At 38.6% G+C, this 26,389-nt stretch carries 21 protein-coding genes and 1 tRNA gene; 6 read left to right on the top strand and 16 right to left on the bottom strand.

Features of this window, described 5'->3' with window-relative positions; genetic code table 11:
- Positions 1–60: 60 nt before the first annotated feature.
- Positions 61–1,542, top strand: a complete 1,482-nt coding sequence (locus tag R3E32_10920; GenBank protein ID MEZ4885228.1) for a RimK family alpha-L-glutamate ligase — start codon at positions 61–63, stop codon at positions 1,540–1,542.
- Positions 1,539–1,712, top strand: coding sequence for a hypothetical protein (locus R3E32_10915; protein MEZ4885227.1), 174 nt, complete (start codon positions 1,539–1,541; stop codon positions 1,710–1,712). Before R3E32_10920 ends, R3E32_10915 begins: the two co-directional genes overlap by 4 nt.
- 229 nt (positions 1,713–1,941) lie before the next feature.
- On the opposite strand, the gene R3E32_10910 is transcribed toward R3E32_10915, so the two are convergent.
- The 15 genes from R3E32_10910 to R3E32_10840 all read right to left on the bottom strand — a co-directional run bounded on the left by R3E32_10910 (position 1,942) and on the right by R3E32_10840 (position 18,511).
- Positions 1,942–3,987 carry a heavy metal translocating P-type ATPase gene (locus R3E32_10910; protein MEZ4885226.1) on the bottom strand — a complete coding sequence of 682 codons (2,046 nt, stop codon included), beginning with the start codon at positions 3,985–3,987 and terminating at the stop codon, positions 1,942–1,944.
- Between the two features lie 11 nt (positions 3,988–3,998).
- A complete protein-coding gene (locus R3E32_10905) occupies positions 3,999–4,634 on the bottom strand; it encodes a methyltransferase domain-containing protein (protein MEZ4885225.1) in 636 nt (211 codons plus the stop codon).
- A 14-nt stretch (positions 4,635–4,648) separates the two neighbouring features.
- On the bottom strand, positions 4,649–4,864 hold the full coding sequence (locus tag R3E32_10900) for a GDCCVxC domain-containing (seleno)protein (GenBank protein MEZ4885224.1): 216 nt from the start codon (positions 4,862–4,864) through the stop codon (positions 4,649–4,651).
- Between the two features lie 333 nt (positions 4,865–5,197).
- Positions 5,198–5,905, bottom strand: a complete 708-nt coding sequence (locus tag R3E32_10895) for a T9SS type A sorting domain-containing protein (protein ID MEZ4885223.1) — start codon at positions 5,903–5,905, stop codon at positions 5,198–5,200.
- A gap of 67 nt (positions 5,906–5,972) precedes the next feature.
- Entirely contained in the window at positions 5,973–6,569 is a 597-nt protein-coding gene (locus R3E32_10890) for an isoprenylcysteine carboxylmethyltransferase family protein (GenBank protein MEZ4885222.1), read from the bottom strand.
- 51 nt (positions 6,570–6,620) lie between these two features.
- Complete coding sequence (locus R3E32_10885; GenBank protein ID MEZ4885221.1) at positions 6,621–7,034, bottom strand: transcriptional repressor; 414 nt, start codon at positions 7,032–7,034, stop codon at positions 6,621–6,623.
- A complete protein-coding gene (locus R3E32_10880) occupies positions 7,031–7,822 on the bottom strand; it encodes a cation transporter (protein MEZ4885220.1) in 792 nt (263 codons plus the stop codon). Before R3E32_10880 ends, R3E32_10885 begins: the two co-directional genes overlap by 4 nt.
- Before the next feature lie 71 nt (positions 7,823–7,893).
- Positions 7,894–10,077 (bottom strand): TonB-dependent receptor, encoded by a 2,184-nt coding sequence (locus R3E32_10875; protein MEZ4885219.1) that lies wholly within the window; start codon positions 10,075–10,077, stop codon positions 7,894–7,896.
- Positions 10,078–10,141: 64 nt separating this feature from the next.
- Complete coding sequence (locus R3E32_10870; protein ID MEZ4885218.1) at positions 10,142–10,486, bottom strand: hypothetical protein; 345 nt, start codon at positions 10,484–10,486, stop codon at positions 10,142–10,144.
- A gap of 72 nt (positions 10,487–10,558) precedes the next feature.
- Entirely contained in the window at positions 10,559–11,881 is a 1,323-nt protein-coding gene (locus R3E32_10865) for an efflux RND transporter periplasmic adaptor subunit (GenBank protein ID MEZ4885217.1), read from the bottom strand.
- Positions 11,882–11,893: 12 nt separating this feature from the next.
- Complete coding sequence (locus tag R3E32_10860) at positions 11,894–16,204, bottom strand: CusA/CzcA family heavy metal efflux RND transporter (GenBank protein MEZ4885216.1); 4,311 nt, start codon at positions 16,202–16,204, stop codon at positions 11,894–11,896.
- Positions 16,205–16,273: 69 nt separating this feature from the next.
- Entirely contained in the window at positions 16,274–16,717 is a 444-nt protein-coding gene (locus tag R3E32_10855; protein MEZ4885215.1) for a DUF6660 family protein, read from the bottom strand.
- A complete protein-coding gene (locus R3E32_10850) occupies positions 16,710–17,342 on the bottom strand; it encodes a hypothetical protein (GenBank protein MEZ4885214.1) in 633 nt (210 codons plus the stop codon). Before R3E32_10850 ends, R3E32_10855 begins: the two co-directional genes overlap by 8 nt.
- A 72-nt stretch (positions 17,343–17,414) precedes the next feature.
- A complete protein-coding gene (locus tag R3E32_10845) occupies positions 17,415–18,011 on the bottom strand; it encodes a hypothetical protein (protein ID MEZ4885213.1) in 597 nt (198 codons plus the stop codon).
- A gap of 425 nt (positions 18,012–18,436) precedes the next feature.
- Positions 18,437–18,511, bottom strand: a tRNA-Val gene (locus R3E32_10840).
- A gap of 172 nt (positions 18,512–18,683) precedes the next feature.
- Between R3E32_10840 and R3E32_10835 the strand changes: the two genes are divergently transcribed.
- The gene (locus R3E32_10835; GenBank protein ID MEZ4885212.1) at positions 18,684–20,492 is read left to right on the top strand and encodes an acyl-CoA dehydrogenase; all 1,809 of its coding nucleotides are present in this window, start codon (positions 18,684–18,686) and stop codon (positions 20,490–20,492) included.
- Positions 20,493–20,568: 76 nt separating this feature from the next.
- On the opposite strand, the gene R3E32_10830 is transcribed toward R3E32_10835, so the two are convergent.
- Entirely contained in the window at positions 20,569–21,819 is a 1,251-nt protein-coding gene (locus R3E32_10830; GenBank protein ID MEZ4885211.1) for a VWA domain-containing protein, read from the bottom strand.
- Positions 21,820–22,374: 555 nt separating this feature from the next.
- On the opposite strand from R3E32_10830, the gene R3E32_10825 reads away from it, so the two are divergent.
- The 3 genes from R3E32_10825 (at position 22,375) to R3E32_10815 (ending at position 26,378) form a co-directional block, all read left to right on the top strand.
- Positions 22,375–23,733, top strand: coding sequence for a protein phosphatase 2C domain-containing protein (locus R3E32_10825; GenBank protein MEZ4885210.1), 1,359 nt, complete (start codon positions 22,375–22,377; stop codon positions 23,731–23,733).
- 73 nt (positions 23,734–23,806) lie between these two features.
- The gene (gene lysA / locus R3E32_10820) at positions 23,807–25,042 is read left to right on the top strand and encodes a diaminopimelate decarboxylase (protein ID MEZ4885209.1); all 1,236 of its coding nucleotides are present in this window, start codon (positions 23,807–23,809) and stop codon (positions 25,040–25,042) included.
- 58 nt (positions 25,043–25,100) lie between these two features.
- Positions 25,101–26,378, top strand: coding sequence for a hypothetical protein (locus R3E32_10815; protein MEZ4885208.1), 1,278 nt, complete (start codon positions 25,101–25,103; stop codon positions 26,376–26,378).
- Positions 26,379–26,389 lie beyond the last annotated feature (11 nt).

The raw sequence follows: 26,389 nt of genomic DNA, 5'->3' as shown, positions 1-26,389 counted from the left end.
ACCCCTATATAGGACTTTGGTGTTGTTGGTATTTTTTTTCACAAAAAAACAATAAACAATATGAACATTTTAATCTTAGCTTCAACCACGAAGCGAGGCACATCTACCAAAAAAATGGAAGAAGAAGCCAAACAAAGAGGACATACCGTAACCGTTTTAAGTTACTTGGATATGTACCTTTGGTTCAACAACAAAGGTGGACATCATCGAGTGTACCACAACGGAAAACGAATACATCGAGGCGACTTTGATGTAATCATTCCACGAATCGGAAAGGATTTGAGGAAAGGAGTAGAAATACTCATTATGTTGGTGTACTATCTCGGAATGAAAAGCATCATTACTCCCGAAGCACTAAGCCTTGTCACAAACAAATGGCATACCTTTTCGAGATTGGCACAGTATGGTATAATGATGCCTAAAACCATCAAGATAGACAAAGCACCTTATGACCTATCCGAAATGGTCAAATGGTTGGGAGGTTATCCGATTATCCTCAAAGGTGAAACAGGCTCACAGGGTAAAGGAGTGGTGATAATGGAAACCGAAACAACGGCTAAAATGGTCGTTGAAGATAAAGTAAACAGTGGCATATCGTTCACTTTGCAGCAATTTGTAAACACTTCCAAAACGAACCGTAAACGTGATATTCGAGTATGGGTAATTGATGGAAAAGTAATTGGAGCATACACCCGATTCAGTGGAGAGGATGGCGACCCACGTACCAACTATTCCATCAACAAATTGGGCGAACCCACAGAACTGACCGAAGAAGAAAAAAACATTGCTATCAAAACTGCCCAAGCAGTCGGTTTACAAGTAGCTGCAATAGATTTGGCAAGGTGTGTAGATACCGCTAAAACTTATGTTTTTGAAGTAAACGGCAATGGCTCACTCAAAGGCTTCTCGAAAGTGACTGAAATTCCCCTTGCAGAACACATCATTGACTATACGGAGAAAGTAGCACAAGGTATCGTAACCCAACCGCTTGAACTACCTACCTTCACTGAAAGTATGGAGGCATATTTTGAAGATTTGGGAGAAGGAAATACCGAAACCGTAGCTTGTAGGATAACACCCACTGCAAAGGAGTATCTACACGCCTTTGCAGAACAACATGGCTACGAAAACATATCTGCTTGTATGAAATCGCTGCTCTACAATGGTAGTCGCTATTTTGCACAAAATCAACTCCTACAAAAGCAGAGAGAGGACTTGACTTCAACCATCGAAAAACAGGCTGTCACAATTCAAGAACAAAAGGCAGAAATTCAACGATTGAAGGATAGCCTTAACTCCTACAAAACGGCTCACAGTAAGCAGAAAAGAGAGGTACAGCGATTGACCACACGCCAAGAACAAAGTTTTTACATGGGCGACCATTATTCACAGTTTGAGGAATTGATTGCAGAACTTCAATGGGAGTATAGAGAAACCTTGCCTTTGGTCTTAGCTGCCTATGTTTTGGAAGTGGAGTCGGACTATCTATGGCAGCCAAATATCAACAAAATTGTTAAACGCTTAAAATTAATAGAAGCATGAAAAAGAGTATTTTTATTGCAGTAGTCATAGGCTTTGCCTTATTAGGTGGAAGTATCGGTTTTCTGATACATTCCAACAACCAACTAAAGGCAGAAAATGACGACCTAAAAGCCAATGCAGCGAATAAAGATGGATTGCAGCGAACTGATAGAGTGAATAGCTATTATTAGCCGTATCACTTCTAAACTCACAAAGTATTGTTATTGCAGCGTTTACACGTCCGAATATAGACTGTAAACGCTGCATTTTTTTTGTCCGAACCGTAAGACGGAGAGCAGACCACTTTTTGCACACTTTTTCATGTGCAATTTCGGACTGTTTACATCTGGAAATTGCACTGTAAACAGATTGTAAACCAATGTTTACAGCATTTTTTCTTCCCATTCAAAACCCTTCCCTTCAATCCCACTCCTTCCGCTGCAATCGCACTGCATTCAAAATAGCCAATAATGCCACGCCCACATCTGCAAAAACTGCTTCCCACATCGTAGCCAATCCACCTGCTCCAAGTATCAAAACAATAATTTTCACTCCAAAAGCCAATGCTATATTTTGCCAAATTATTCGTTGAGTCGCATTGCCAATTTTGATGCCTGTTACGATTTTTGAAGGTTGGTCGGTTTGAATGATGATGTCTGCGGTTTCAATCGCAACATCACTTCCCATTGCACCCATCGCAATGCCAATATCACTTGCCGCCAATACAGGCGCATCATTAATACCATCACCCACAAAGGCAACTATTTTGGTTGGGTCTTTTTTAATCGTTTCTACTTCATTCAGTTTATCTTCGGGCAGCAATCCACCTTTTGCATTGGTGATGCCCAATTCCTTCGCTACTTTTTGAGTAATAGAATCCTTATCTCCCGACAACATAACCAATCGCTCTATCCCATTCGCTTTCAATTGCTGAATGGTGTCTTTTGCATCTTCCTTCAATTCGTCTGCAATGGTCACATATCCAGCAAACTGCCCCTCAATACCGACCATTACAATACTTTCCACAATACCATCGGTAGAAGAAGGAACACCAATCCCAAATTGCTCCATCAACTTTTTATTTCCCACAAAAATAGATTGTCCATTGACCTTGCCCTTCAATCCTTTCCCTGCAATTTCTTGAATTTCGGTTGCTTCGGGAAGGGTAGTATCTGTTGAATATTCCATAATGGCTTTGGCAATCGGGTGAGTAGATTTTGCTTCAATTGCCATCAGCAATTTCATAAACTCACCTTCGCTGAAATTGCCTCTTATCTCAATGTCTTTGATTTTGAAAACGCCTTTGGTGACTGTTCCCGTTTTGTCCATCACCAAAGTATTCACCTTCGTCAATTGGTCAAGAAAAGTTGCTCCTTTAAATAGCAAACCTTTTCGGGAAGCTGCTCCCAATCCTCCAAAATAACCCAATGGTATAGAAATCACCAAAGCACAAGGACAGGAAATGACCAAGAAAATCAAAGCCCGATACAACCACTCCGTAAACACATAATCTGCCACAAAAAAGTAAGGAATAATGCAAATGGCAATCGCCAAATAAACCACAATGGGCGTATAGATTTTTGCCAAACGCCTGATTAACAATTCCGTTTTAGACTTGCGAGAAGTAGCGTTCTGTACCAGTTCCAAAATACGAGCAATGGAACTATCATTGAATAACTTTTCAACTTTCAGCTCAATCACACCATCCAAATTAATAGAGCCTGCCATCACCTTTTCGCCTTCTACCACATTTTGCGGTTTACTTTCGCCTGTCAGTGCTGCTGTATTTAAAACTGCTTTTTTGGAAAGTAAAATGCCATCCAAAGGTATTTTTTCACCCACTTTGACTTGTATGATTTCACCGATTACAACCGTTTCGGGATTAACCGTTTGGTAAGAACTATTCCTTAAAACATTTGCAGTCTTTGGGCGCACATCCAACAAGGCTTTGATGTTGTTTTTTGCACGTTTAACAGCCGCCGTTTGAAACAACTCGCCAATGGCATAAAAAAGCATCACCGCCACTCCTTCGGGATATTCTCCAATAGCAAAAGCTCCAATTGTAGCGATACCCATTAAGAAAAACTCGGTAAAAATTTCGCCTTTTCGTAGGGCTACCCATGCTTCCTTCAATACAGGCAAACCAACAGGCAAATAGGCAAACGTGTACCATACAATTTTAATCCAACCTCGAAAAAAGGAGGCTTCCAATAAGTGTTCGACTGCTAAACCCGACAACAAAAGCACCAAACTAATAATTGAAGGGAGATATGCTTTCCAACCCAATTCTCCATTATGGTCGTGGTCGTGTGAATGGTCGTGTCCGTCTCCTTCATGGTGTTCCTCTTTTCTCGGAGCGATGGGCGGAGGTGTTTTGCTGTCTATCTTTTCCTCTAAAGTACAGCAAATTAGATTGCCGTTTTTGTCGTATTCGGGAGGATGTGGATGCGTAATATGCTTGTTCATTTTTTTATAATTTATTTAATTCCAGTTGCTACGAATACACCACCTCTATTAAATGAAGTATTTACTTCAAAGTTCACCCCTTTCGATTCTAAATATTGATAGATAGGGCGATTGACCTCACCTTTCCCTATCCATTTGATGAAAGTTCCTCTCAATGTTGGCTTTGAAATATACCAGTCCATGATAACCAACCTACCATTAGGTTTTAATAAGTCGAGCATATTGTCAATGACCAACTTCCAATTAGGAAACCCCGACAAGCCCAAATCACAAAGAATAGCATCTATTTTTAAAGAGTTATTGAAGTGAGTTGCTATCCACTCCTTATTGATTTGTGTAGCATCTTCTTTGAATATTTTGATGTTGTTCCAATGATTATCGGATTTTTTTGCTTTCGCTTTTTCTAACATTCCTTCCGAAAGGTCAATACCGATAATTAACCCTATTCCATTGAGAAATTTTTGAAAATATTCAAAGTTTTGTCCTGTACCACAAGGCAGATTCAAAACAGTATCTCCTTCCTTCAATTGTAATTGCTCAATGGCATAGTTTCTCGCATTATGGTAATACCATTTTGGCGAAAACCAGTCATAGACTTTTGAAAAGTTATCGTAATATTTGATAGCCTCTTTCAATTTTTTATCCATAATCGAAAATTCATTTAGCAACAGTCTTTATTCATTTGAATAGGAGGACAAGCCACTGTTCCATAACTACAATAAACACAACAATCACCCTGTTGAGGCTTTAATACTTTTTTGCAATTTTCACATTCATAAAAAAACTGACAAGCATTCGTAGGCATGGTTTCTTCTTTCTGATGTCCACATTCAGGGCAAGTAATAGTAGATTGTAATTGAACTTCGTTTGATTGCATAATTGAATTTCTTTTTTTATAAAATTGATAGCCTCCGTAGCTTAGAAAGCCAACACCAATTGCCATAAAGACACCACTAAATTGCTCCAAACCATTGGCAAATGCCAACAAACTACTTGCTCCACCAATCCCGATAATGAGAGCAGGCAGCCAACAGCAGCTTGTGGCAATAATGAAGGCGATTATACCACCAATAATAGACTGATTTGCTTTTAATTGCATTTTTTGCTTAAAGCTTTTAGTTAAATGAAATTTTGTTTCTGAATTGGGTTTGAATTTCAAAAAATAGGTTTCAAAACAAGGTTAAGAAAGACAATCAAAAAAACCACATCATCAATCTTTGGTGAATGTACGAGTAGCATTTTGCCCATAATCAGCACCAAACATTTTCACGAAATACATACCTTCGGGCAAAGCAGAAGCATTGATTTGATATTTATCCGTTCTATGTGGAATAGAGTAATGAGCCATTTTGCGACCAACCAAATTGTATATCTCTATATAGCGAACATTGGTTTCCGTTCCAATATCTATCGTTAGATTATCTCGAACAGGATTGGGGTAAACCTTGATTTGTTCCAAAGCATTATCTTCTATATTAACAGTGAAGGCATCTGCTATATAAGTCATTTTGACATTTACATTTGCGCTATCTGCAATTGCCCAAACACAAATTTCTACGATGCCAGAACCTTCAATTTCATTTGGTTGAAAGTATGAGTTGAGAAGCATAGTTCCATTTGCAGGAATGACCAAAGGCTGAGGATTTCCACTTACAAACGGTGCCCAACAATTAACAGGGTCGCAAATAAGATTATTCCAACCTTCGGGAATGTCATTTTTAGTCCTCTGCCAATTTACTTCAATATCTTCGTTGGTATTATTTTGAATAAAAGAATATCCAATAATATCAAACTCAGTAAGGTAGTTTCCTACTTCAATAAAAGTAGAGGGAGAACCTGAAAGAGCTTGTGCTTTTAGAGAAACAGGGTTAATTGCTAAAGACAATAAAAATAAAATAATGTAGATTTTCGTGTTCATTTTTTTAAAATTTTGATATGGTTATAAATAAATTTCACTTAATAAATGATTATAATTGATTTTGAGGTTAAAACCACCGTCCAACCCGACTCAAATAGTTTTGATAATCTTTCCCATGACTATTTTTCAAAAATGCTTCCTCCAATCTAACTTGCGTATTGATACTAACAACTGATAGAGAAACGATAAGCAAGGTAAAAGCATTTGGAATTATCAAAAACAGCCCGAAATTTGCAATCATTACACCCAAAAAAATTGGGTTTCTTGATATAGAGAATAAGCCGTTTGTAACCAATTCCGTTTTGTTCTTTTCATCAATTCCAATCCGCCAAGAGTTTGCCATTTGCGATTGAGCCACCCAAACCAAAATAAGCGAAAGTGGTAGCAATCCCCATCCGATATACTGCAAATAGCTATGTTCTAAATACCAAAATGGCAAAAGGTATTGATACCATTCGCTTTTGAAAGCATAGATGAATACCACTACAAATTCCAATAAGGAAATAAAGGTAAATACCTTTCCATTGTATCCATGTGCATCATCGGATTTATTGAAGGTCAATGGATTCACTCCTGTTCTTTTCCAAAGCAGATAAGAACGAAGGAAAAAGACAAAGAAGAAATAAACAAGCAAAAAGATGAATAAATACACTTTTGTTCCCATTGTTTTTTTCTACAAAGTTAAGCTGATATTCCCTGCAATGCAATTGCAAACTTATCTCTGACAATTCGGGCAGATGCCTTTTATCATCATGTTGACTTCTTTCTGAACATATCCATCGGGCAATTCCATTGTAGGAATTAATTGACTATCAATACAAGTAATCTGTTTGCACTTTTGACATTGGAAGTGCGGATGTTGGTCAATATGATGTTCTGTTGAACAATGCTCCTTACAAAGTGCATATTTCGCTTCCATTCCTTCTTCTTTGATACTGTGTAGAATACCCTTTTCTTCAAAGGTTTTAAGGGTTCGATAGATGGTGATTCTATCAGATTTTGGAAAGGCATTTTCCAATTCTATCAAACCAAACGTTCCATCATTTTGTAAGAAATATTCTAAAATAAGCTGCCGCATCGGAGTGATACGGATAGCCTTTTGTTCTAAGATTTTATTTACGTTTTTCATTTCGCTACATTTAATATCCTTATTGCTCCTTGAACAACTATTATGAAAACTATTGTTCCAATTATCAAGTCAGGTTTACTCGAAGCTAAACAGTTCACCAAAACACCTGCGGTTATTACTCCTAAATTGATAACGATGTCGTTCGAGGTGAAAATCATACTTGCCTTCATGTGCGCTTCTTCGGTCTTTGTTTTTTGCAACAAATACAAACAAATTCCATTTGCGATTAAGGCAAAAATCGAAACAACTATCATCGTCGAAAAATCGGGCATTTTTTCTACACCAAAGAATCTTCTTAACACCTCTATAAATCCGATTACAGCCAATGTAATTTGAAAATAACCTGCGATTTTAGCAATTTTTTTCTTGCGATTTAAAGTGCCACCAACTGCAAATAAGCTAATACCATAAACAAAAGCATCTGCTAACATATCCAAACTATCCGCCACCAATCCCATTGATTTTGAAATCAATCCTGTTGTCATTTCGATTAGAAAGAAAGCAAAATTGATAGAGAGTACTGCCCAAAGTAGTTTCTTTTGATTTGCATTTTCGCTAAATTCGGTTTCGTCTGTTTCAACGGTTTTTATTTTCTTTCCTCCTAAGTTTAAGGCAATAATCGACTTCTCGATTTCGTCGGTTTCTCCATTATGGTAAATCGTCAATGTCCTGTTTGGAATATCAAAATCCAAATGTTTTATTTCTGAAATTCCGTCCAACTTCATCCGAATTAGATTTTCTTCCGAAGGACAATCCATTTGGGTGACTTTATATATTGTTTTTTGCATGGTTCGTCATTTTTTAAAAAAGTTAGAGCGTAATAGATTGGATTACGCTCTAACAAATAGTGGTGATATTTCTATTCTTCCTCTATTTCTCCGAATATCGTCCACTTCAATCCTGCGGTGAAAATAAATCCATCAGTCGGTGCCCAAATTTCAGGGAAAGATGGATTTGTATGTGGTGGTAGAACAGTATCTTGAAATTTAGATAATCGAGTGTCCGTGAAGTTTTCAAAATTCACAAATATATTGAGCTTCTCGATTTGACGAGATATTAATAGTCCCATAGTCCAATAATCTTCTACTGCCGAACCGTCAAAAAGTGTCTGACCACCTGTAAAGTACACTTCATAACCCAATCGCCATTTTCCACTTTCATACATCAATATTCCCCCTGCATTATGTCGTGGTGTAATTGGTTTTTGCCGAGTGATACCGTCATAATCTAATTGAGCATCAATAAAGGCATATTGCAAATACAGTTTAAAATCATCATACCCCAATTTAATATTGGTTTCTAACCCTTTACTCTCGGTTTTACCATCAGCGTTTACATAAAGAAATTGGTTATCAGTATCTTGGGTCAGAACCAAAGGGTCAAACAATTGGGTGTAGAAAAATAGATTATTGATAGAAAAGCTGATTTCATCAAATAAAATTGTTTTGTAATTCACATCCCAATTCACTCCTAATGACGTTTCTGCTTTCGTATTATTTATTCCGATTGGGAGGATACTTTGAAAAGTACGGTTTTCCGCTTCCTCACTAAAAATGGTAGGTAATTTATAACCCATTCCACCGCCTATTCGAGTTGTCCAATGCTCGTTTAAGTCCAATAAAAGATTGATGCGAGGCAGCACAAACCAATCATAATCGGTATTGTAATCAACCCTTAATCCTGATTCTAATGCTGCTTTTTCGGTAATTGACCAAACATTCTGACCAAAAACACCAAAAGTATTATTGCTGTAATCTCTTACAGGGTTTTGATTAAAAGGTGTTTCGGTAAATTCCTCTGTCCACATATTTGCACCAAAAACCCAATCAGTTTTTTCGTTTGCTGTGGAATAAGAAACCTCTGAAAAACTCGCTATTTGTTGACCGTCAAAAATAAAATCAGGAATTTCTATACTTCTGTCAAAGAAGCTGACGCTGTTTCTAATCATTAAATTGGCATCTTCTGAAAACGATTTTTGATAACTGATTTGAGAAGCCAATCGAGTAGATTTATTTTCCTCCGTAAAAGGATGTTCGGTATTTGGTGAGTTTTCGATAGCAGTTACATCGCCTCCCAATCGGTTTTCAAAAGAACTATTGATGCCAATTCTCAAACTACTACTTTCATCAAAGTTGTAAAAGAAGGTTGGGTTAATAGCAATGTTTTTCACTTCGGGAAGTTCCGAAAAATCATCATCATTGACATCATAAACCTGTTGAAGATTCCCGACTGTATAAAGTGAAAAACCAGCCTTTCCATACTCTTGAGCGTAAAATCCATTCAGTGTAGAACCACCTGCCTGCGTTTGAGTAAACATCAATTCCAATTGTGGTTCTTCTTCGGGGCGTTTGCTAATCAAATTGACCAATCCTGCAATTGCTCCGCCACCATATAGTGTAGAAGCACTCCCCTTAATAATTTCCACTTGTTTCAAATCCAAAGGAGGTATTTGCATGATACTCAATCCACCAGCAAAGCCTCCGAAAATAGGAAATCCGTCTTTGAGTAATTGAGTGTAGCGACCATCTAAGCCTTGAATACGAATACTTTGATTGGCTGAATTAGCGGATGTTTGTTGCATTTGAATACCTGTACTTTCCCGCAACAACATAGAGATATTGGTGGAATTCATAAAGGCTTTTTCGCCCAATTCTTCTGAACTGATTGCTTCCAATCGAGTCGGTAAATCTTGAATTAAACGACTACTTCGAGTGGTACTTACAGTAATGGCTTCCAGTTCTTCACTTCCCGATTCCATTAAAACGGTCAAAGGTTCTTGTTGAGGTAAAGACACCTCCAATTCTATAGTTTCATAGCTGATATAACTAACTCGAACTTCATAATTACCATCAGGTAAATCTTTTATTTCAACTATACCATCTACATTTGTTACACTGCCTTTTTCAAGGCTTTCAATAAATACATTTACACCTACTAATGATTCTTTCGTTTCACCATCTAAAATAGTGGCTTTAAAAGTATTTTGACAATAGACTGTATTCACCACAGCTATTGCTAATAATAACAATATTAATTTTTTCATTTTTTAAATATTAGATTAACCAAATAAATTTGTAAAAAGGGCATACCTGTCTATGCCCGAATGGTTAAACTAATTTTGGAGGTTGCCAGATAGATTTACAAAAGGAAGAAGAATAAAAATGAGATGTGAATGAGGAAATTGTTTTTGGAAATAAAGTAAGTGCTTTTTCTATAAGAGGAATTTCTTTAGATGTCTCAAGAGGAGTAAAACAACTGCTACAAATACAAAAAGGAGAACAAGGCGAATCTTCACAAGGGTCAGAGTTTTGTTCTATCTCTAAATTATTATGAATTTCTAAGCCCAATAATTGATTAACTACTGCCACAATTCCACCGCCACCATCACCACAAGGTGATAGCAATAGAACAAAAATATAAATTGTGAATATTTTAATAAAAACCTTCATCATTACAAAAATAACAAATTTTTATCGGTATAGAACAATTGCCCTACACCGATAAAACATTCCATAATCTCCTTCCTAATGCTCATGCTTCAATTCCCCTGCCTTCGATTGAGCAAATACATAGTAAGCTCCATACGTTACAATCTTCATATCATCGGGAATTTCATCAATCAATTTTACCGAAGTAAAACCATTATCCCTTGTACCTTCTATCACCTTTACTGCCTCAAACTTTAATTCATTTCCTTCAACTTGGTCATTCGCCACATAGATGTAAGAAGAAGCTCCGTCCTTAATAATAGCACTTTCAGGCAAGGCTTGAACTGTCTGGTCATTCAGCCAAATTTTTGCTTCTACGAATAAGTCTTTAATAAACTTAGGACGTTCTTTTTCCAAATGTCCATGAATACGGACGGTCTTGTTTTCGGTATTAAATTCTTTGCCGATTATATGCACTTCACCCTCATAAACTTTATTTCCCAATGCAGGCACTGAATAGCTTATTTTTTGCCCTTTCTCTACACTCGAAATATCCTTTTCAAATACATCTAACTCCAAATGAAGATGATTTTCATTAACAATCTCCATCAGTTCTATTTGAGGTGTAACATACATCCCATTGTGCATTTGAATAGAAGTGATATATCCAGAAGCAGGAGAATAAATAGGAACACGTTGGATTATATTTTCCGTTGTCAAATTATCTACATTAATGCCGAGATAAGCAAGGCGTTTGGAGATACCTTTTAAGATGGCTACTTTTCGATTGACCTCTGCTTGAAATTTTTGGACGTTTTTTTCAACACCAGCATTTTCTGCAACCAAAGTTCCATGCCTTGCCAATTCCTGTCGGTCATAGACCAATTCAGCAGCAACTTCAAGATATTCCCGTTGATGTTCAATAAAATCAGGATTTTCCAAATATGCCATGATAGCCCCTTGTTTCACATAACTCCCTTCGACATACTTTTTGCTGTTTTTTATAAAACCATCCGATTTTGCACTTACCGAGGTCAAGGCATTTGGAGGCAAGCCCAAAGTTCCTGTTGCTTTTACAAAATCATTGATTTTGATTTGAGAGAAATCACCAAACGTGATATTCATGGTTGCAATCTGTTCTTTGGTCAGATGAATTTCTCCTTCTTCATGTTCCTCACCATGCCCATGTCCATCATTTTCCGAATGTTCTTCCTGTTCTGCACCATGATTGTGTCCATCATCTTCCGAATGACCTTCCTGTTCTGCACCATGATTGTGTCCGTCATGCTCCGAATGTTCTTCCTGTTCTGTACCGTGATTATGTCCATCTCCTTCGGTGTGTTCATGACCACATGAGAAAAAAAACAGCATTGCAGCTATCGAGACTATTAATAAGATTGATTTATTTATAATTTTCATTTTATTTGTATTTTATTGATTTGACAAGAATTGATACAACACTACTGCTTTGTTGTAGGACAAGATTTGTTCCCAGTATTGTTGATTATTTTTGGAAAGCAGATTGAGGGTATTGAGCAGTTCGAGATAAGAAATTTCACCCGCCTGATAATTGAGCCTTGCAATACGCTCTATTTCGGGATTGATGATTGCCAATTGCTCTTTGTAGTAATCCACCCCTGCTTTATACAATTGTATGGCGTTTTCAACGGATAACAATTCTTGATTGATTCGCTGCTTTTGTGCGTCCACATTGGCTTTGACGACTTCGACCTGCAATTTTTGTGCTTCCACTTTTCGCTTAGTCGATTTTTTGAAAAGCGGAATCTGAATCCCTGCCTGTAAACCATGCAGCCAACCACCTTCAAAGTAATTTTGCGCTGCATAGCCTAAGTTAAAATCGGGCTTTGTAGTCGCTTCAATTAAGCCAACATTTGCCTGTTCTATCTGAATGTTTTGATTCGCCAACTGTATCTGCAAACTATTCAAACTATCCATTGAAGTGAACGGCAACATAACCAAACTGTCTGTTGCAGTAATGGCTTCAGTGGTGTTCAACAAATTCGCCAACTGTTTTTCCAAGCTGTCAATTTCTAAATCAACCTGTGTAAGCAAAAGCCGATATTCATTCAAAGCAGATTGAAGGGTCAGCTTTTCAATGGGATTATTTTCACCCAAGTCCACTCTTATTTTTGCCACTTGAAAATATCGCTCATGAGTCTGTATAAGTTGCTCATACAATTCCTTCAATTCCTTTTTTTGCTGCAATTCAAAGTAGGTCTGTTGCACTTGCAAAGTCAATTCTTTTTCGGTCAATTGCTTCTGCAATAATTGGCTTTTGACCCATTCGTTTTGAAAAGCATTTTGAGCCTTGACCGAAGCAGGGTGTGGAATATTTTGCACCACTCCAATCTGATTCACCCTTTGCCCATTTTCTCTAAACAAACCATCACCTTGATAATTAAATTCCGTTTTGCCAAGTGTATAAGGTAAGTTTTGCAGACTCTGCCCCTGCTGAATTTGCAGATTAGAAGCCTGAATAGAAGGATGATTTTGGATAGCCGTTTCAACCGCTTCTTCCATCGTGATAGGCTGCTGTTGTGCATTTGCAGAGATACCGAAAAACAGTAAAGGCAACAACATCATTGCAGTATATGAACCCAAAGAAGGTTTGTTCTTTCGTTCTTGCCACTGCGCCAACCAACTGTACAAAATCGGTAAAACAACCAGTGTCAAAAAGGTTGCCGTTATCAAACCTCCAATTACCACTGTTGCCAAAGGTCGCTGTACTTCTGCACCGCCAGAGTTAGAAAGAGCCATCGGCAAAAATCCCAACGAAGCGACCGAAGCTGTCAGCAAAACAGGACGCAAACGCACTTTTGTTCCTTCGAGGATGCGTTCTCTAATGTTGGTCATACCTTCTTTTTTCAATTGATTGAAGTAGCCAATCAAGACAATCCCATTCAATACCGCCACTCCAAAAAGGGCAATAAAACCAATCCCTGCCGAAATACTAAACGGCATTCCTCGAAGCTCCAAAGCCCAAATCCCTCCAATTGCAGAAAGTGGAATAGCCGTAAAAATCAAGGCAGCTTGGGCGATACTTCCAAAGGTGAAATAAAGGAGGATAAAAATCAAAGCGAGCGCAAGCGGTACAGCTACCATCAAACGAGCATTGGCAGCTTTTAGATTTTCAAATTGACCGCCATAGGTGAAATAATACCCAACAGGCAAATCAACTTTTGCATCCAATTCTCCTTGAATTTTGCCCACCAAAGTTTCCACATCTGTATCGCCTACATTCACCCCAATCACTATTCTGCGATTGGTGTTCTCTCTCGAAATCTGCATGGGTGCATCTGTCAGATTTACATCAGCAACTGCCTGTAAAGGTACTTGTGTGCCATTGTCCAAAGTGATGTATAAATTTTGCACATCTTCAATACCATTGCGGTATTTTTCATCCATTCTCACCACCAAATCAAAGCGTTTCTCTCCTTCATAAATCACCCCTGCCTTTTCCCCTGCAAAAGCACTTCTGACCACTTGATTCACCTCTTTTACTTGCAAACCATACTGCGCCATTCTGTCGTATTTGAAGTTGATGATGATTTGAGGCATCCCTATTGTTTGCTCTACATTGACCGTTCCCACACCACCAAGTTTTGTGATAACGCTCTCTGCTTCTTTCGCTTTGCTGTAAAGCAAATCCAAATCTTCACCATATAGTTTTATAGCAATATCCGCTTTTGAACCAGTCATTAATTCATTGAAGCGCAATTGTATAGGCTGCGAAAACTCATAACCTACTCCAGGAATAACACTCAATGATTCTTCGATTTTCTCAAACATTTCCTTACGATTGCTTGCCGAAGTCCATTCCGATTTGGGTTTCATCACCAAAACATAATCCCCAATTTCAACAGGCATTGGGTCAGTAGGAATTTCGGCTGCTCCAATATTCACTACCACATCTTCTATTTCGGGAAAATCTTGGAGTAGTTTCTTTTGAATAATAGAAGCCATTTCGATACTCTGCGAAAGCGAAGTGCCAGCAGGTAAAATTTGCTGCATGGCTAAATCCCCTTCCTCCAATGTGGGGATAAATTCGCCCCCCATTCTTGTGAAAACGAAAAAACTATAAGCAAATAGAATGATTGTAGCCAATACGAAAAGAGTCTTTAAGCGCAAGGCTATATTCAAAACAGGCGTATAAAGTTTTTGGAAAAAAGCGATAATTCGGTCAGCAATCGTTTTCTTATCAGTGATTTTTTTGTTGAGAAACAATGCCGACATCATCGGTACATAAGTCAAAGAAAGAATCAAAGCTCCTCCAATTGCCAACATAACCGTCTGCGCCATTGGCTTAAACATTTTTCCTTCAATGCCCACCAAAGCCAAAATAGGAATGTAAACCATCAAAATGATGATTTCGCCAAAAGCTGCGGAACTTCTGATTTTTTGAGAAGCCGTTTTAACCTCATGGTTCATTTGTGAAGTCGTCAATTTTTGCCCTGCAAAATTGACCTGTAAGCGGTGAACAATGGATTCGACAATGATAACCGCACCATCCACAATCAACCCAAAATCAATTGCTCCCAAACTCATTAAATTGGCAGAAATTCCCAATAAGTTCATCATAGAAATGGCAAACAACATCGCCAAAGGGATAACAGAGGCAACTATTAGCCCTGCCCTCCAATTTCCAAGCATCAAAACCAAAATAAAAATAACAATTAACCCACCTTCCAAGAGGTTGGTTTTGACTGTTCCGATAGCAGTAGAAACCAATTTATCCCGAACCAAATAGGATTCAATTACGACACCTTCGGGCAATGATTTTTCGATTTGTATGACCCGTTCTTTTACCCGTTCCGTCACAGCTGCCGAGTTTGCGCCTTTCAGCATCATCACCCGACCACCAACGGCTTCCTCTCCATCCCGAACCAATGCCCCATATCGAGGAGCTTTACCAAACTGAACCGTTGCCACATCTTTTATCAAAATAGGTCTGCCATTGCGAACATCTACCACAATGTTTTCTAAATCAGACAAAGAACGAGCAATACCATCGGTACGGATATAGTAAGTGTTGGGATTTTTCTCGATGTATGCACCTCCTGTATTTTCATTGCTGTTTTCCAATGCCTCAAAAATATCGGTAATACTCACGCCCACCGATTTAAGTAAATTGGGATTGACTGCCACCTCATATTGTTTGAGGAAACCACCCATCGTATTGACTTCTACCACACCTTCAATTCCCGACAATTGGCGTTTTACAATCCAATCTTGAATACTTCGCAATTCTGTTGGAGGATATTTATCTTCAAAACCCTCTTTCGGTCGGACTACATACTGATAAATCTCTCCCAAACCCGTAGAAATCGGTGCCATTTCAGGCGTTCCCAAACCTTCGGGAATATTGCCTTCTGCTTCTTTTAGGTATTCACTCACCAACTGACGAGATAAATATACGTCCATATCTTCCTCAAAAACCACCGTCACAACAGATAGCCCAAAACGAGATATAGAGCGTATTTCAACAAGCTGCTGAATATTCTGCAAAGCCAATTCGACAGGCGTGGTAATAAACTGTTCTACTTCTTGGGTTGCCAAAGTTGGAGAAATGGTAATCACTTGCACCTGATTGTTGGTGATGTCAGGCACAGCATCAACAGGTAGCTGTTTTAAGGAGAATAAACCCCACACAATTAGGGCAGCTACCAATAGCCCTATTACAAACTTATTCTCAATTGAATAAGCGATAATCTTATCAAACATAAGTTATTTGAAATTTAGTTAAACCAATAAGTACGAGTTGTGTGGACATAGTTATCCCACGAAAATTGGTCAACTAAATTTCGGCGGTTGCCAAATAGAAGTATGAAAAGAGGAAGGAATAAAATCGGAAAATGAGGTCTGTAATTTAGAAAGCATTGGAGGTAGATATTCAACCCTAAAAAATAGCTTTGGAGGAACATCTAAAGCTATCGAACAACAACTGCAAACACAAAAAGGCGTACAAGCATCATCCCCACAATCTTTTGAATGTTGCTCATGGTCTGATACATGATGGTGTTCTACCCCAAAAAAATGCTTAACTATCTCTACCATACCACCGCCACCATCGCTACAAGGTACGAGTGATAACGCAAGTATGTAAATGGTGAATATGTAGGTAGTTATTTTCATCAACTGCAAAAATACCACAATGTTAGTGCAATTGAATTGCAAAGTGGGTTGAGTAAAACTCGTTGTATGGTATTGAAGTGGGAAGAATCTTGAATTAAGCAAAGAGTTCGGGTATCAATTCCCGATATTCTATCTCCAATTTCTCACAATACACTTTTATCCACCCCAAAGCTGCCTTGTCAATATCCGTTTCTATCAAATGAACAATCGCTTCCTCCAATCCTGTTATTTTCGCTTTTTCGGAGAGCGATAAATTGGAAATTGAAATCGCTGATTCTGCCTCAACCAACCATCCTTTTTCAGCAAAAGCAGATTGAACATCCGTATAAAAACGCTTTGAGTCAAAACCTTCAATAGTAGGATATTGCCGAATATACGCCAAAAAAGCCTTTGCCATTCGTTGCAATGTTTCCGCTTTGCTTGCGTCCTTCAATTGCCGTATATCCACCTTGAACGCCATTTCCAAAATCTGTTCCTCTGTATCGTAGTCCACAAATTCATCGTGAAACTCATTGTTGGCTTGAATCACCAAAAAAGTACCGTACAGATTTTTGACCGTTTCGCCATAATCGGCTAAAGTCAATTGCTCATTCAATACATCTTCAAACGCTTGAAAATTCACTTTGTCGGTGACATCCTTCCAAGTGATTGCCGTAAAATTGAAGTCTTTTGGAGTAGGTTCAGCGTTTGTTGTGTTTGGGTTTATATTTTGATTATTAGTATTCATGTTGTTGATTTTTTAAGATTGTTTTAAAACTATGTCTGACTTCTCGCTTCTCACATCTTGCGTCCTTTCACTTCAAGAATCTTGTTTATTGCCGGGAGGTCGCCCCAATTTCTTAGCACGTTTCAGATTTTCGGGCAAAAGCGGATAGTGGTAAATCTTTCGCTTTTCCTCCTTCAAGCAATCGTGTAAAAGTCCTTTGTATTGAATTTCGTACTGCAAACCCATGTTTATCAGAAAACGCCCATATCGCCTATTTTGCCCTTTGGTCGTAATCCCATACTTCCAAACTTCACCGCTATACAGAAAAATGGAATCTGACGTAAAACAACTAAAGCAAGGGTACATTCCGCTACGAATCGCCCGAAGTGCATACTGTTCCGCTTCCTCCAAATCTGCCAATTCGTTGAGTAGTTTTCCTTTTCGTTTGTCGGTCAGTTCATACGTACCATCATCTTTCAATAGCACATACTCGTCAAAATCTGACGTAGCTAAGATAAAGAAAAATGCAGCGAAAAGCAGCAAGAATAATAAATGTAATGGGTTTCCGCTTGGGAGTGGGTCACTTGGCGAGAAAATAGGAGTATCATAACCCACCTTTGAAGAAGTCGTTTTTGGGGATTTTGGATTGGAGACAAAGGAAAGTCTGCCTTGTGGTCTGTGTTTGTTCATGCTGATTGGATTTTAAAAGTGATGAAATGGAAATACATCTACCAACAGCAAAAAAAGAGCGTGAGTCGTTACCAACTTCGATTCAAGGTATCGCCAAACACCCTAGGGAAAAGTCGGTACGCCCACGCATAACGTGACCGCATCGCTTATGTTTTTTCCCTAATTCATTATTTGGCGATTTTTGAATCGAAAAAAACAGCAAACGCTAATTGATTGCTTGATATGTTAGATTAGAATATTGTCTATACAGATTGTTTTGGTGAAAAAATGAAAGGCTAATCTAAGAAAAGTATGGGGAAAGAAAAAAAAATGGAGAGGAATTTTGGTTTAAACTCAGCAAAAAAAATGAAGCAAATGTTTAAACTATGTTTAAACCAACAAAAAAAGCAGCTACAAAATTTATTGTAACTGCTTGATTTATAAGGTGGGAAATGTTGGATTCGAACCAACGACCCCCTGCTTGTAAGGCAGATGCTCTGAACCAACTGAGCTAATCTCCCGTTTTTGCACCTAAAAAATGAATAGAAATTTATTTATCAATCTCCCTTATTTCATAAGGCGGTGCAAATATAGAACCCTTATTTGAAATTGACAACAATTTTTGAAAAAAATGGTTATTTTTGGTGAAATATTTTTTCCCATTTAGACAAACAGTTTAAAACAATCTGACCTATGGCAAGCAAGTATATAGACATGAACACACTTCGGTATTTGCTCTATGAAGTACACAATACGAATGATTTGTTTCAGCATGAATATTTCCAAGACTATGATAAAGAGAGCGTAGATATGTTTTTGGATGCGGTGAAGGACTATTCTGATCAAGAATTGTATCCTTGTTTTAGAGAAATGGATGAAGATCCTTCCCGTTACGATGATGGCGGCATTTACGTCATTCCTCAGTTGAAGAACATTCTCGAAAAAGGGGCAGAAATGGGTTTTGTGGGTTCTCACTTTGACTACGACGAAGGAGGTGTTCGTCAGCCAGGGATACTTTATACGGCGGTTCACTATATCATGGACTGCGCCAACAACAATATCACCGCCTATTTTTCGCTTCCTGCAGGTGCTGCCAATCTGATTCGTGCATTTGGAACACAAGAATTGAAAGACCGATTTATGCCCAATATGATGGAGGGCAAATGGGGCGGTACGATGTGTCTGACCGAACCGCAGGCGGGTAGTTCCCTTTCCGATGTCACAACTACCGCTTACCCCAATGAAGATGGTAGCTATCAAATCAAGGGACAAAAAATCTTCATTACGGCAGGCGATCATCCCTATTTCGAAAATTTTGTGCATTTGGTCTTGGCACGCATTGAAGGTGCACCTCTCGGCACAAAAGGAATTTCCCTTTTTGCAGTACCCAAATTTAGAGTGGGCGAAAACGGTGAACTGGAGTCCAATGATGTCATTACGGCAGGTGATTTTCAGAAAGTAGGTCAGCGAGGATTGTGTACGACTCATTTAGTGTTTGGGGAAAAAAACAACAGCAAGGGTTGGCTGGTCGGCAATGCCAATCAAGGTTTGAAGCACATGTTTCAGATGATGAATGAGGCGAGAATCGGAGTAGGTAGGGGAGCGGCTGCCATTGCAAATGCGGCTTATTATGCCTCGCTTCAATATGCCAATGAGCGTCCACAAGGTCGTCGTTTGCAGCGAGGAGGGGTAAAAGATGTTCAACAAGAACAAACGCTAATTATCAATCACCCCGATGTACGTCGTATGTTGTTGCTCCAAAAAGCGATTGCAGAAGGTAGTTTGAGTTTGGTTTTGGAAGCTTCAATTTACCAAGATTGGGAACACGTCAAACCCGAAGAAGCCGAAAAATACCATCTGTTGTTGGAATTGCTTACGCCAATTGTCAAAACTTATCCTGCCGAAAAAGGGCAAGAAGCGACCAAGAATGGACTGCAAATTTTGGGAGGATATGGCTTCTGCTCCGAATTTGTGCTCCAACAATATGCTCGTGACATCCGTATTTATTCCTTGTATGAAGGTACTACGGGTATTCAATCACAGGATTTGTTGGGTAGAAAAATGATGATGAAAGGTGGACAAGCCCTTCAATTGTTGGCGCAAGAAATGATGCAAACCATTGAAGCAGCAAACACATACGATGAATTGAAACCCTATGCGTCTATTCTGGGAAAAAAACTGGCATTGACGCAAAAGGTACTTCAATTTTTAGGTGGTTTTGCTCAAAAAGGTGATTTTGAACGCTTTTTGTCGGATGCTACACTTTTCATGGATTTCTTTGGTACGATTACTATTGGTTGGCAATGGCTCAAAATGGCTGCTGCTGCAAAACAGGCTTTGGTGACAGGTAGTATGGAGCAGACGATGGAATTTTATGAGAGTAAAATCCACACCATGAAGTTTTTCTATAAATACGAAATGTCTAAAACATCGGCACTTGCAGATATTTTGATGGATGAAGAAGTATTGACGATTGTAGGGGAGAAGGAGTTGATTGCTTAGTAAGTCCAAACTTAAGTTCAACAAAAAAGGGCATTTCATATTTGAAATGCCCTTTTTTGTTGTTTTGAAGTGAATGTTAGAAACCAATATAGAATCCATTATTTTTCTTCGCCAAATTTTGCATGAACTTCACTTTCAAATCATTGCTATTTCGCTGACGAAAATCTGAACCCACTCCAATACAGTTAATGACTTTAGAACCACCATTTTTACTGGTAATATAGTTTTCAATCTCGCTGGTATTTGTCAATTCATCACAAGTTGTTGCAGTAGTACGAACAGTTGGCAAACCATCCGACATCAAGATGATGGTATTGGCATTTTTATAGTTGGGAGAATCAAACACAAAATCCATAACCTCTCTAGTAGGTGTACAACCATAGGCACGAAGTGTGGCTAAATAGCGGTAAATGTCGTATTTGGTATCTTCCGTTACGGGCTGCAAACGACCATATTTGTAGCCATATCGTTCGTCGGCACTTTTGGGGTAAATCACGATGTCAACGCTTGTCGTTTCGTCCATTGTAGCCACCATCATTTTGATACCCGCCTTCACTTCATCGAGTTTTTGAGGTTCAGGATCATCGTCCATACTACCCGAAATATCGACTACAAACACCACATTGTCACCCACATCCAAACCCAATTTTGCTTGACATTCCTTCAATTGTTGTTTTTGTTTGTCCACTTCCGCTTTTGCAGATTGGGCTTCATTTTTGGCTTTTTCGAGTTCCTTTTTCAAGGCTTCATTGTTCTCAGTAAGGTCGTCAACGGTAGTTTGTTGTGTTTTGATAACCCCATCTTTTTCAGAAACCGTACCCTCCAATGTTGTCACTTGCTGCTCCAATGCCTGTTTTTCTTTTTTTACCTGCTCCAACTGTTTCCGCAATTCTTCAATTTCACTTTGAAGTTGCTGCACAATTTTGTCATTGTTTTTGAGCCGATCCTCCAAATTGACAACCTGTTCCTTCAATGTTTTCACCTGATCTCGCAGTTTGGTACGTTGGGCATCACACTCTGCCAATTTACTCTGCACACTTTTGATTTCTGCTTCAAGTGCCACGATGGTTTTCCCCAGTTTATCCATTCTGCTTTCCAATTCCTTGAAGGTATCTTCTGGCACAGATTCTTTGAGTTGAATCATCATATTTTCTATTTTCTGAATATCAACTTTTAGTTCTTGAATTTGCTCTAGTTCCTGCAATTTTATTTTAATATCCCCAGTAAGTTTTGGAATAACAATAAACAAAATCAAAACTGCGCCCAAAGCTCCAGAGAGTAGGTCTAAAAAAGAAACATTAAAAACATTGATTTCTCGCTTCGCCATAAATTATTGTGGATTGTGAGATGTTATTTTTTTTTCAAAATATTTGGTCATCTATGAAGATGACGGTATCAAAATTGGGAAGGCTAATTTGTCTTAGACACTTCAATTCACAAAAGGTTTTGAAACCACTTGAAAATAGGTGTATAATGATTGACAACCTTTCTGCAAAGGTTAGAATTCCCAAAAAGGCTGCATGATACGAAAAAAGCACATTTTCAGATAAAAAATGGCTAAATATTTTCATATTACCTTTCTTTTACGAAAAAGTCACCAAGCTAATTGCCCTAAAGGAATATAATAATGAAAATTTAACCTATTTTTAAGCGAACAATCAGCAATGGCATAATTTTTACGTTGTATATAGCCATTTGAAAGATTGTTTCATGGAATTTTTACATTCTTTTCGACATCAGAAAAATGGTGTAACTAAAAATTATAGCGTTACTTTGCACAATTGGCTACTACATACTATTTAGACCTTTGTTTTCGTATTAGTAGGACAAAATAATAAAGGCACTAAGATAAAAGTAAGCAATCAATAATCAATAATTTAGCATGGCATTTCGGATATACGAACCCGTTTTTTTACATGAAGTTGGCAAGCGAGGCAATAATGAGGATATGATTTATCCCTTTAGTGGCTCGGCTACCAAAGAAGACCGCCTGTTTATTGTATGTGATGGAGTAGGGGGTGCAAACAAAGGGGAAATCGCTTCTTTGATGATTTGTGAGTTATTTCAGGCTTATTTTCAAGAACATGATTTGCAACACGTATCAAAAAGCGACTTGGAAGATGCCTTGCGGTTTGTGGAAGGGAAATTGTGGGAATATACACAAGTACATACCGAATGTGCAGGTATGGCAAGTACTTTGACCTTGGTTCACTTCAATGATGCCCAAAATATTGTCACGATTGCATGGGTAGGAGATAGCCGAATTTATCACATTAGAGCAGGGAATATTTTGTACGAAACCGAAGATCATTCGCTTGTCAACGAACTGATCAAACGGGGGGAAATAACAACCGAAGAAGCCAAAGTGCATCCACAGCGTAATGTGATTTTGCGTGCTATTTCTGGAAGCGACAATCCTTCACAGATTTCGGTGCATCAAATTGAAGAAGTAGAAGCAGGAGATTTCTTTATGCTTTGCAGTGATGGTATTTTGGAGAGTGTGGATGAACGTATTTTGGTGACGCTTTTGCCCAAAAAAGAAGTCAATCTGGAAAAAGTTTGTGGCAAAATAAAAGAACTTTGTACCCAATATTCAAATGACAATTATTCTATGTACTTGCTTCAAATAGAAGAAGTCACACAAGAAGAAAGTCAAACTGGTAAGGTGAAAAAAACAACTCCATTGACACTCAATGAAGTATTGGAGCCATTGCCAGAAGATCCTGAAATATTGGCCAACCACAGCAACAAAAAGTTAATCATTGCAGCCGTTACCGTTGCCTTGGTGATATTGCTGGCTTTGAGCGTTTATAAATGGTTGGAAATTCGTGAACAAAATCAGCTCAATCAAGCGGTTACACAAGCCGAACACCTTGCCGAAGTCGACAGTATCGATGCTGCCATCAATGAATACGCTAAGATATCCAATGCTTTCCCACAATTTGAAGACAAAGCTAAGTCGAGAATTTCTGATTTAATTGAACTTCGCAAGTTTCGACTGCTCGAACAACAAAATACAGTGAGAGATTCCTTGAGATTAATCGTATCACATTTGATGGATCAATTGACCGATTCCATTCGCAGAAGTGGCTTCGATAGTCTTACACAAGTTCAAATCAATCAGATTGATTCTTTGAAAATCCCAACCTTGGAGAGTCTTATTTTCAAACTTCAACCTTTAGTTCCCGCTGCAATAGATACAACCGCAACGGAGAAAGAAACGTTGGAAGATGAGCAATGATGGGTTTACGATGATAACTTAAATGCCCGAACTATAAATTGCCCTAAAACAATACAAACAAAATCCCATTAGAATGGAATTGATAGAATCGGCTACCATGCCAAAAACTGAGTTGTTATTGAACTTGGCAGAGAAATATGATACACCTTTGTATGTGTATGATACAGATATTATGAGACATCAATATGAAAGTCTCACCAGTGCTTTTTCCAGTGTTAATTTGAAGGTCAAATATGCTTGTAAGGCGCTGACCAATATCAATATACTCCAATTTTTTAAACGTATAGGCTCTGGATTAGATACGGTTTCTATCAATGAATTGCGTATAGGTTTGAAGGCTGGTTTTGAAGCCGAAGACATTATTTTTACGCCAAATGGAGTATCCATTGAAGAAATTACCGAAGCAGCAACCTACGGCGTACACATCAATATTGACAATATTTCGATATTGGAGCAGTTTGGTAATACCTTTGGCGATACTTACCCTGTTTGCATTCGCATCAATCCGCACATTTATGCAGGCGGCAATCACCACATTTCAACAGGTCACATAGATTCTAAATTTGGTATTTCTATTTATCAAATGCGTCACGTAGAGCGTATTGTCAAAAAAACAGGTTTGGTGGTCAATGGTTTGCACATGCACACAGGCTCTGAAATTTTGGATCCAGGTGTATTTTTGCAGGGAGCAGAAATTTTGTTTCAAAATGCAAGCTATTTTCCTGATTTGCAGTTTGTTGACTTTGGAAGTGGCTTCAAAGTTCCCTACAAACCAAACGACATTTATACAGACATTGAAGAACTAGGACAAAAGTTATCACAACGCTTCAATGAGTTCTGCAAAGAGTACGGGCGTGACTTAGAATTGTGGTTTGAACCTGGTAAATATTTGGTCAGCGAAGCGGGCGTATTTTTGGCAAAGGTGAATGTGGTCAAACAAACGACTGCTACCGTTTTTGCAGGCGTTGACTCAGGCTTCAATCACTTGATTCGCCCTATGTTGTACGATTCTTACCACCGAATCGAAAACATCTCAAACATGGAAGGACGTGAGCGTATTTACACTGTTTCGGGCTATATCTGCGAAACGGATACCTTCGCATGGGATCGAAAAATCACCGAAATCAAAGAAGGCGATATTTTGGCTTTCTTCAATGCAGGAGCCTATGGCTTTGAGATGTCTTCCAACTACAATTCTCGTTTTCGCCCTGCGGAAGTAATGATAGTGGAAGGCAAAGACTACTTGATTCGTCAACGTGAAACGCTTGAAGATTTGCTGAGAAATCAGATTATAGTGGATTTTGATTGAGCAACGGTTTTTTTGGGTGTTTCGTCTATTAAAATAGAAACAACAAACACCCCTTGCTATGAAACATCAACTTCAATTCCTTGTAATTCTTACCTTTGCAGCCATTAGTAGCTGTTTTCTGCAAAGTTGCACCAACGACAAAGCCGATTGTGTTTACACTTATATGTCCTATGAACCTGTTTACATGGACTTAGAAACGCTGCGTGGCTCTATCCAAACAACGGCTGCTCGTCCGATTAAAAATCCCGGTAAAATTTACTACAAATTCCCCTATATTTTTATAAATGAACGGGAAGAAGGGCTACACGTGATTTACAATCGACACCCCGAAAGCCCTCAAAACATAGCCTTTATCGAAATTCCTGGCAACGTCGACATTGCAGTGGCTAACAACACAATGTACGCTGATAACTACATGGATTTAGTGGTGTTGGACATCTCTGATCCCGAAAATGTGCAATTGGTCAAACGCATCGAAAATGTATTCGAGAGTTATTATTACTTAGATGGCGAAAACGGGTTGATTGTAGATTGGGCAGCTACCGAAAAGACAGAAGTGTATGACTGTGATGGTTATCCACAAGGAGGAGGTTGGTTAGAAGGTTGGCTGTATGCTGTTGATAGTGCTTCACCGATTACAGCCAATAGTGGGGGAACAACTGGCGCACCGAGTGTGGGCGTAGGTGGCTCGATGGCACGTTTTACGATTGCGTCCAATCACCTTTATACTTTGACAACGAGTGATGTGAACATTTTTGATATCAACGATTTAGCAAATCCTGTGAAACAAGAACCTGTTCACATTGGTTGGAATATCGAAACCATTTACCCCTTCAAAGACATGCTGCTCATTGGTTCACAAAGCGGTATGTATATTTACAATATCAAGCAACCCAATGCACCATTTTTGGTGTCGGAATACACACACGTCAGAAGCTGCGATCCTGTAGTAGCAGAGGGCAATACTGCGTATGTCACTTTGCGTTCAGGTTCAGAATGTCAGGGATTTACCAATCAATTGGAGGTATTGGATATTTCGGATGTCACCGAGCCTGATTTACTGAAAGTCTATCCAATGCAAAATCCTCATGGTTTGGGAATTGACAAGGGAACGCTTTTTATCTGTGACGGTGAAGCAGGGCTGAAAGTCTATAATGCCGAAGATCCAATGACAATTGACCAACACCAATTGGCACACTACGACAATATTCACGCATTTGATGTGATTCCTTTGGGTGAAACGCTGTTGTTGATTGGAGAAGATGGTTTTCACCAATACGATTACAGCAATCCACAAAATATTACTTGGCTGAGTACCATTGAAGTAGAGAAGTAGATGTACTTGAT

This window comes from Chitinophagales bacterium (assembly GCA_041392475.1).
Taxonomy (GTDB): domain Bacteria; phylum Bacteroidota; class Bacteroidia; order Chitinophagales; family UBA2359; genus JAUHXA01.
Note: the sequence above shows the minus strand (reverse complement) of the source record. Positions and strands in the feature narration are given on the sequence as shown.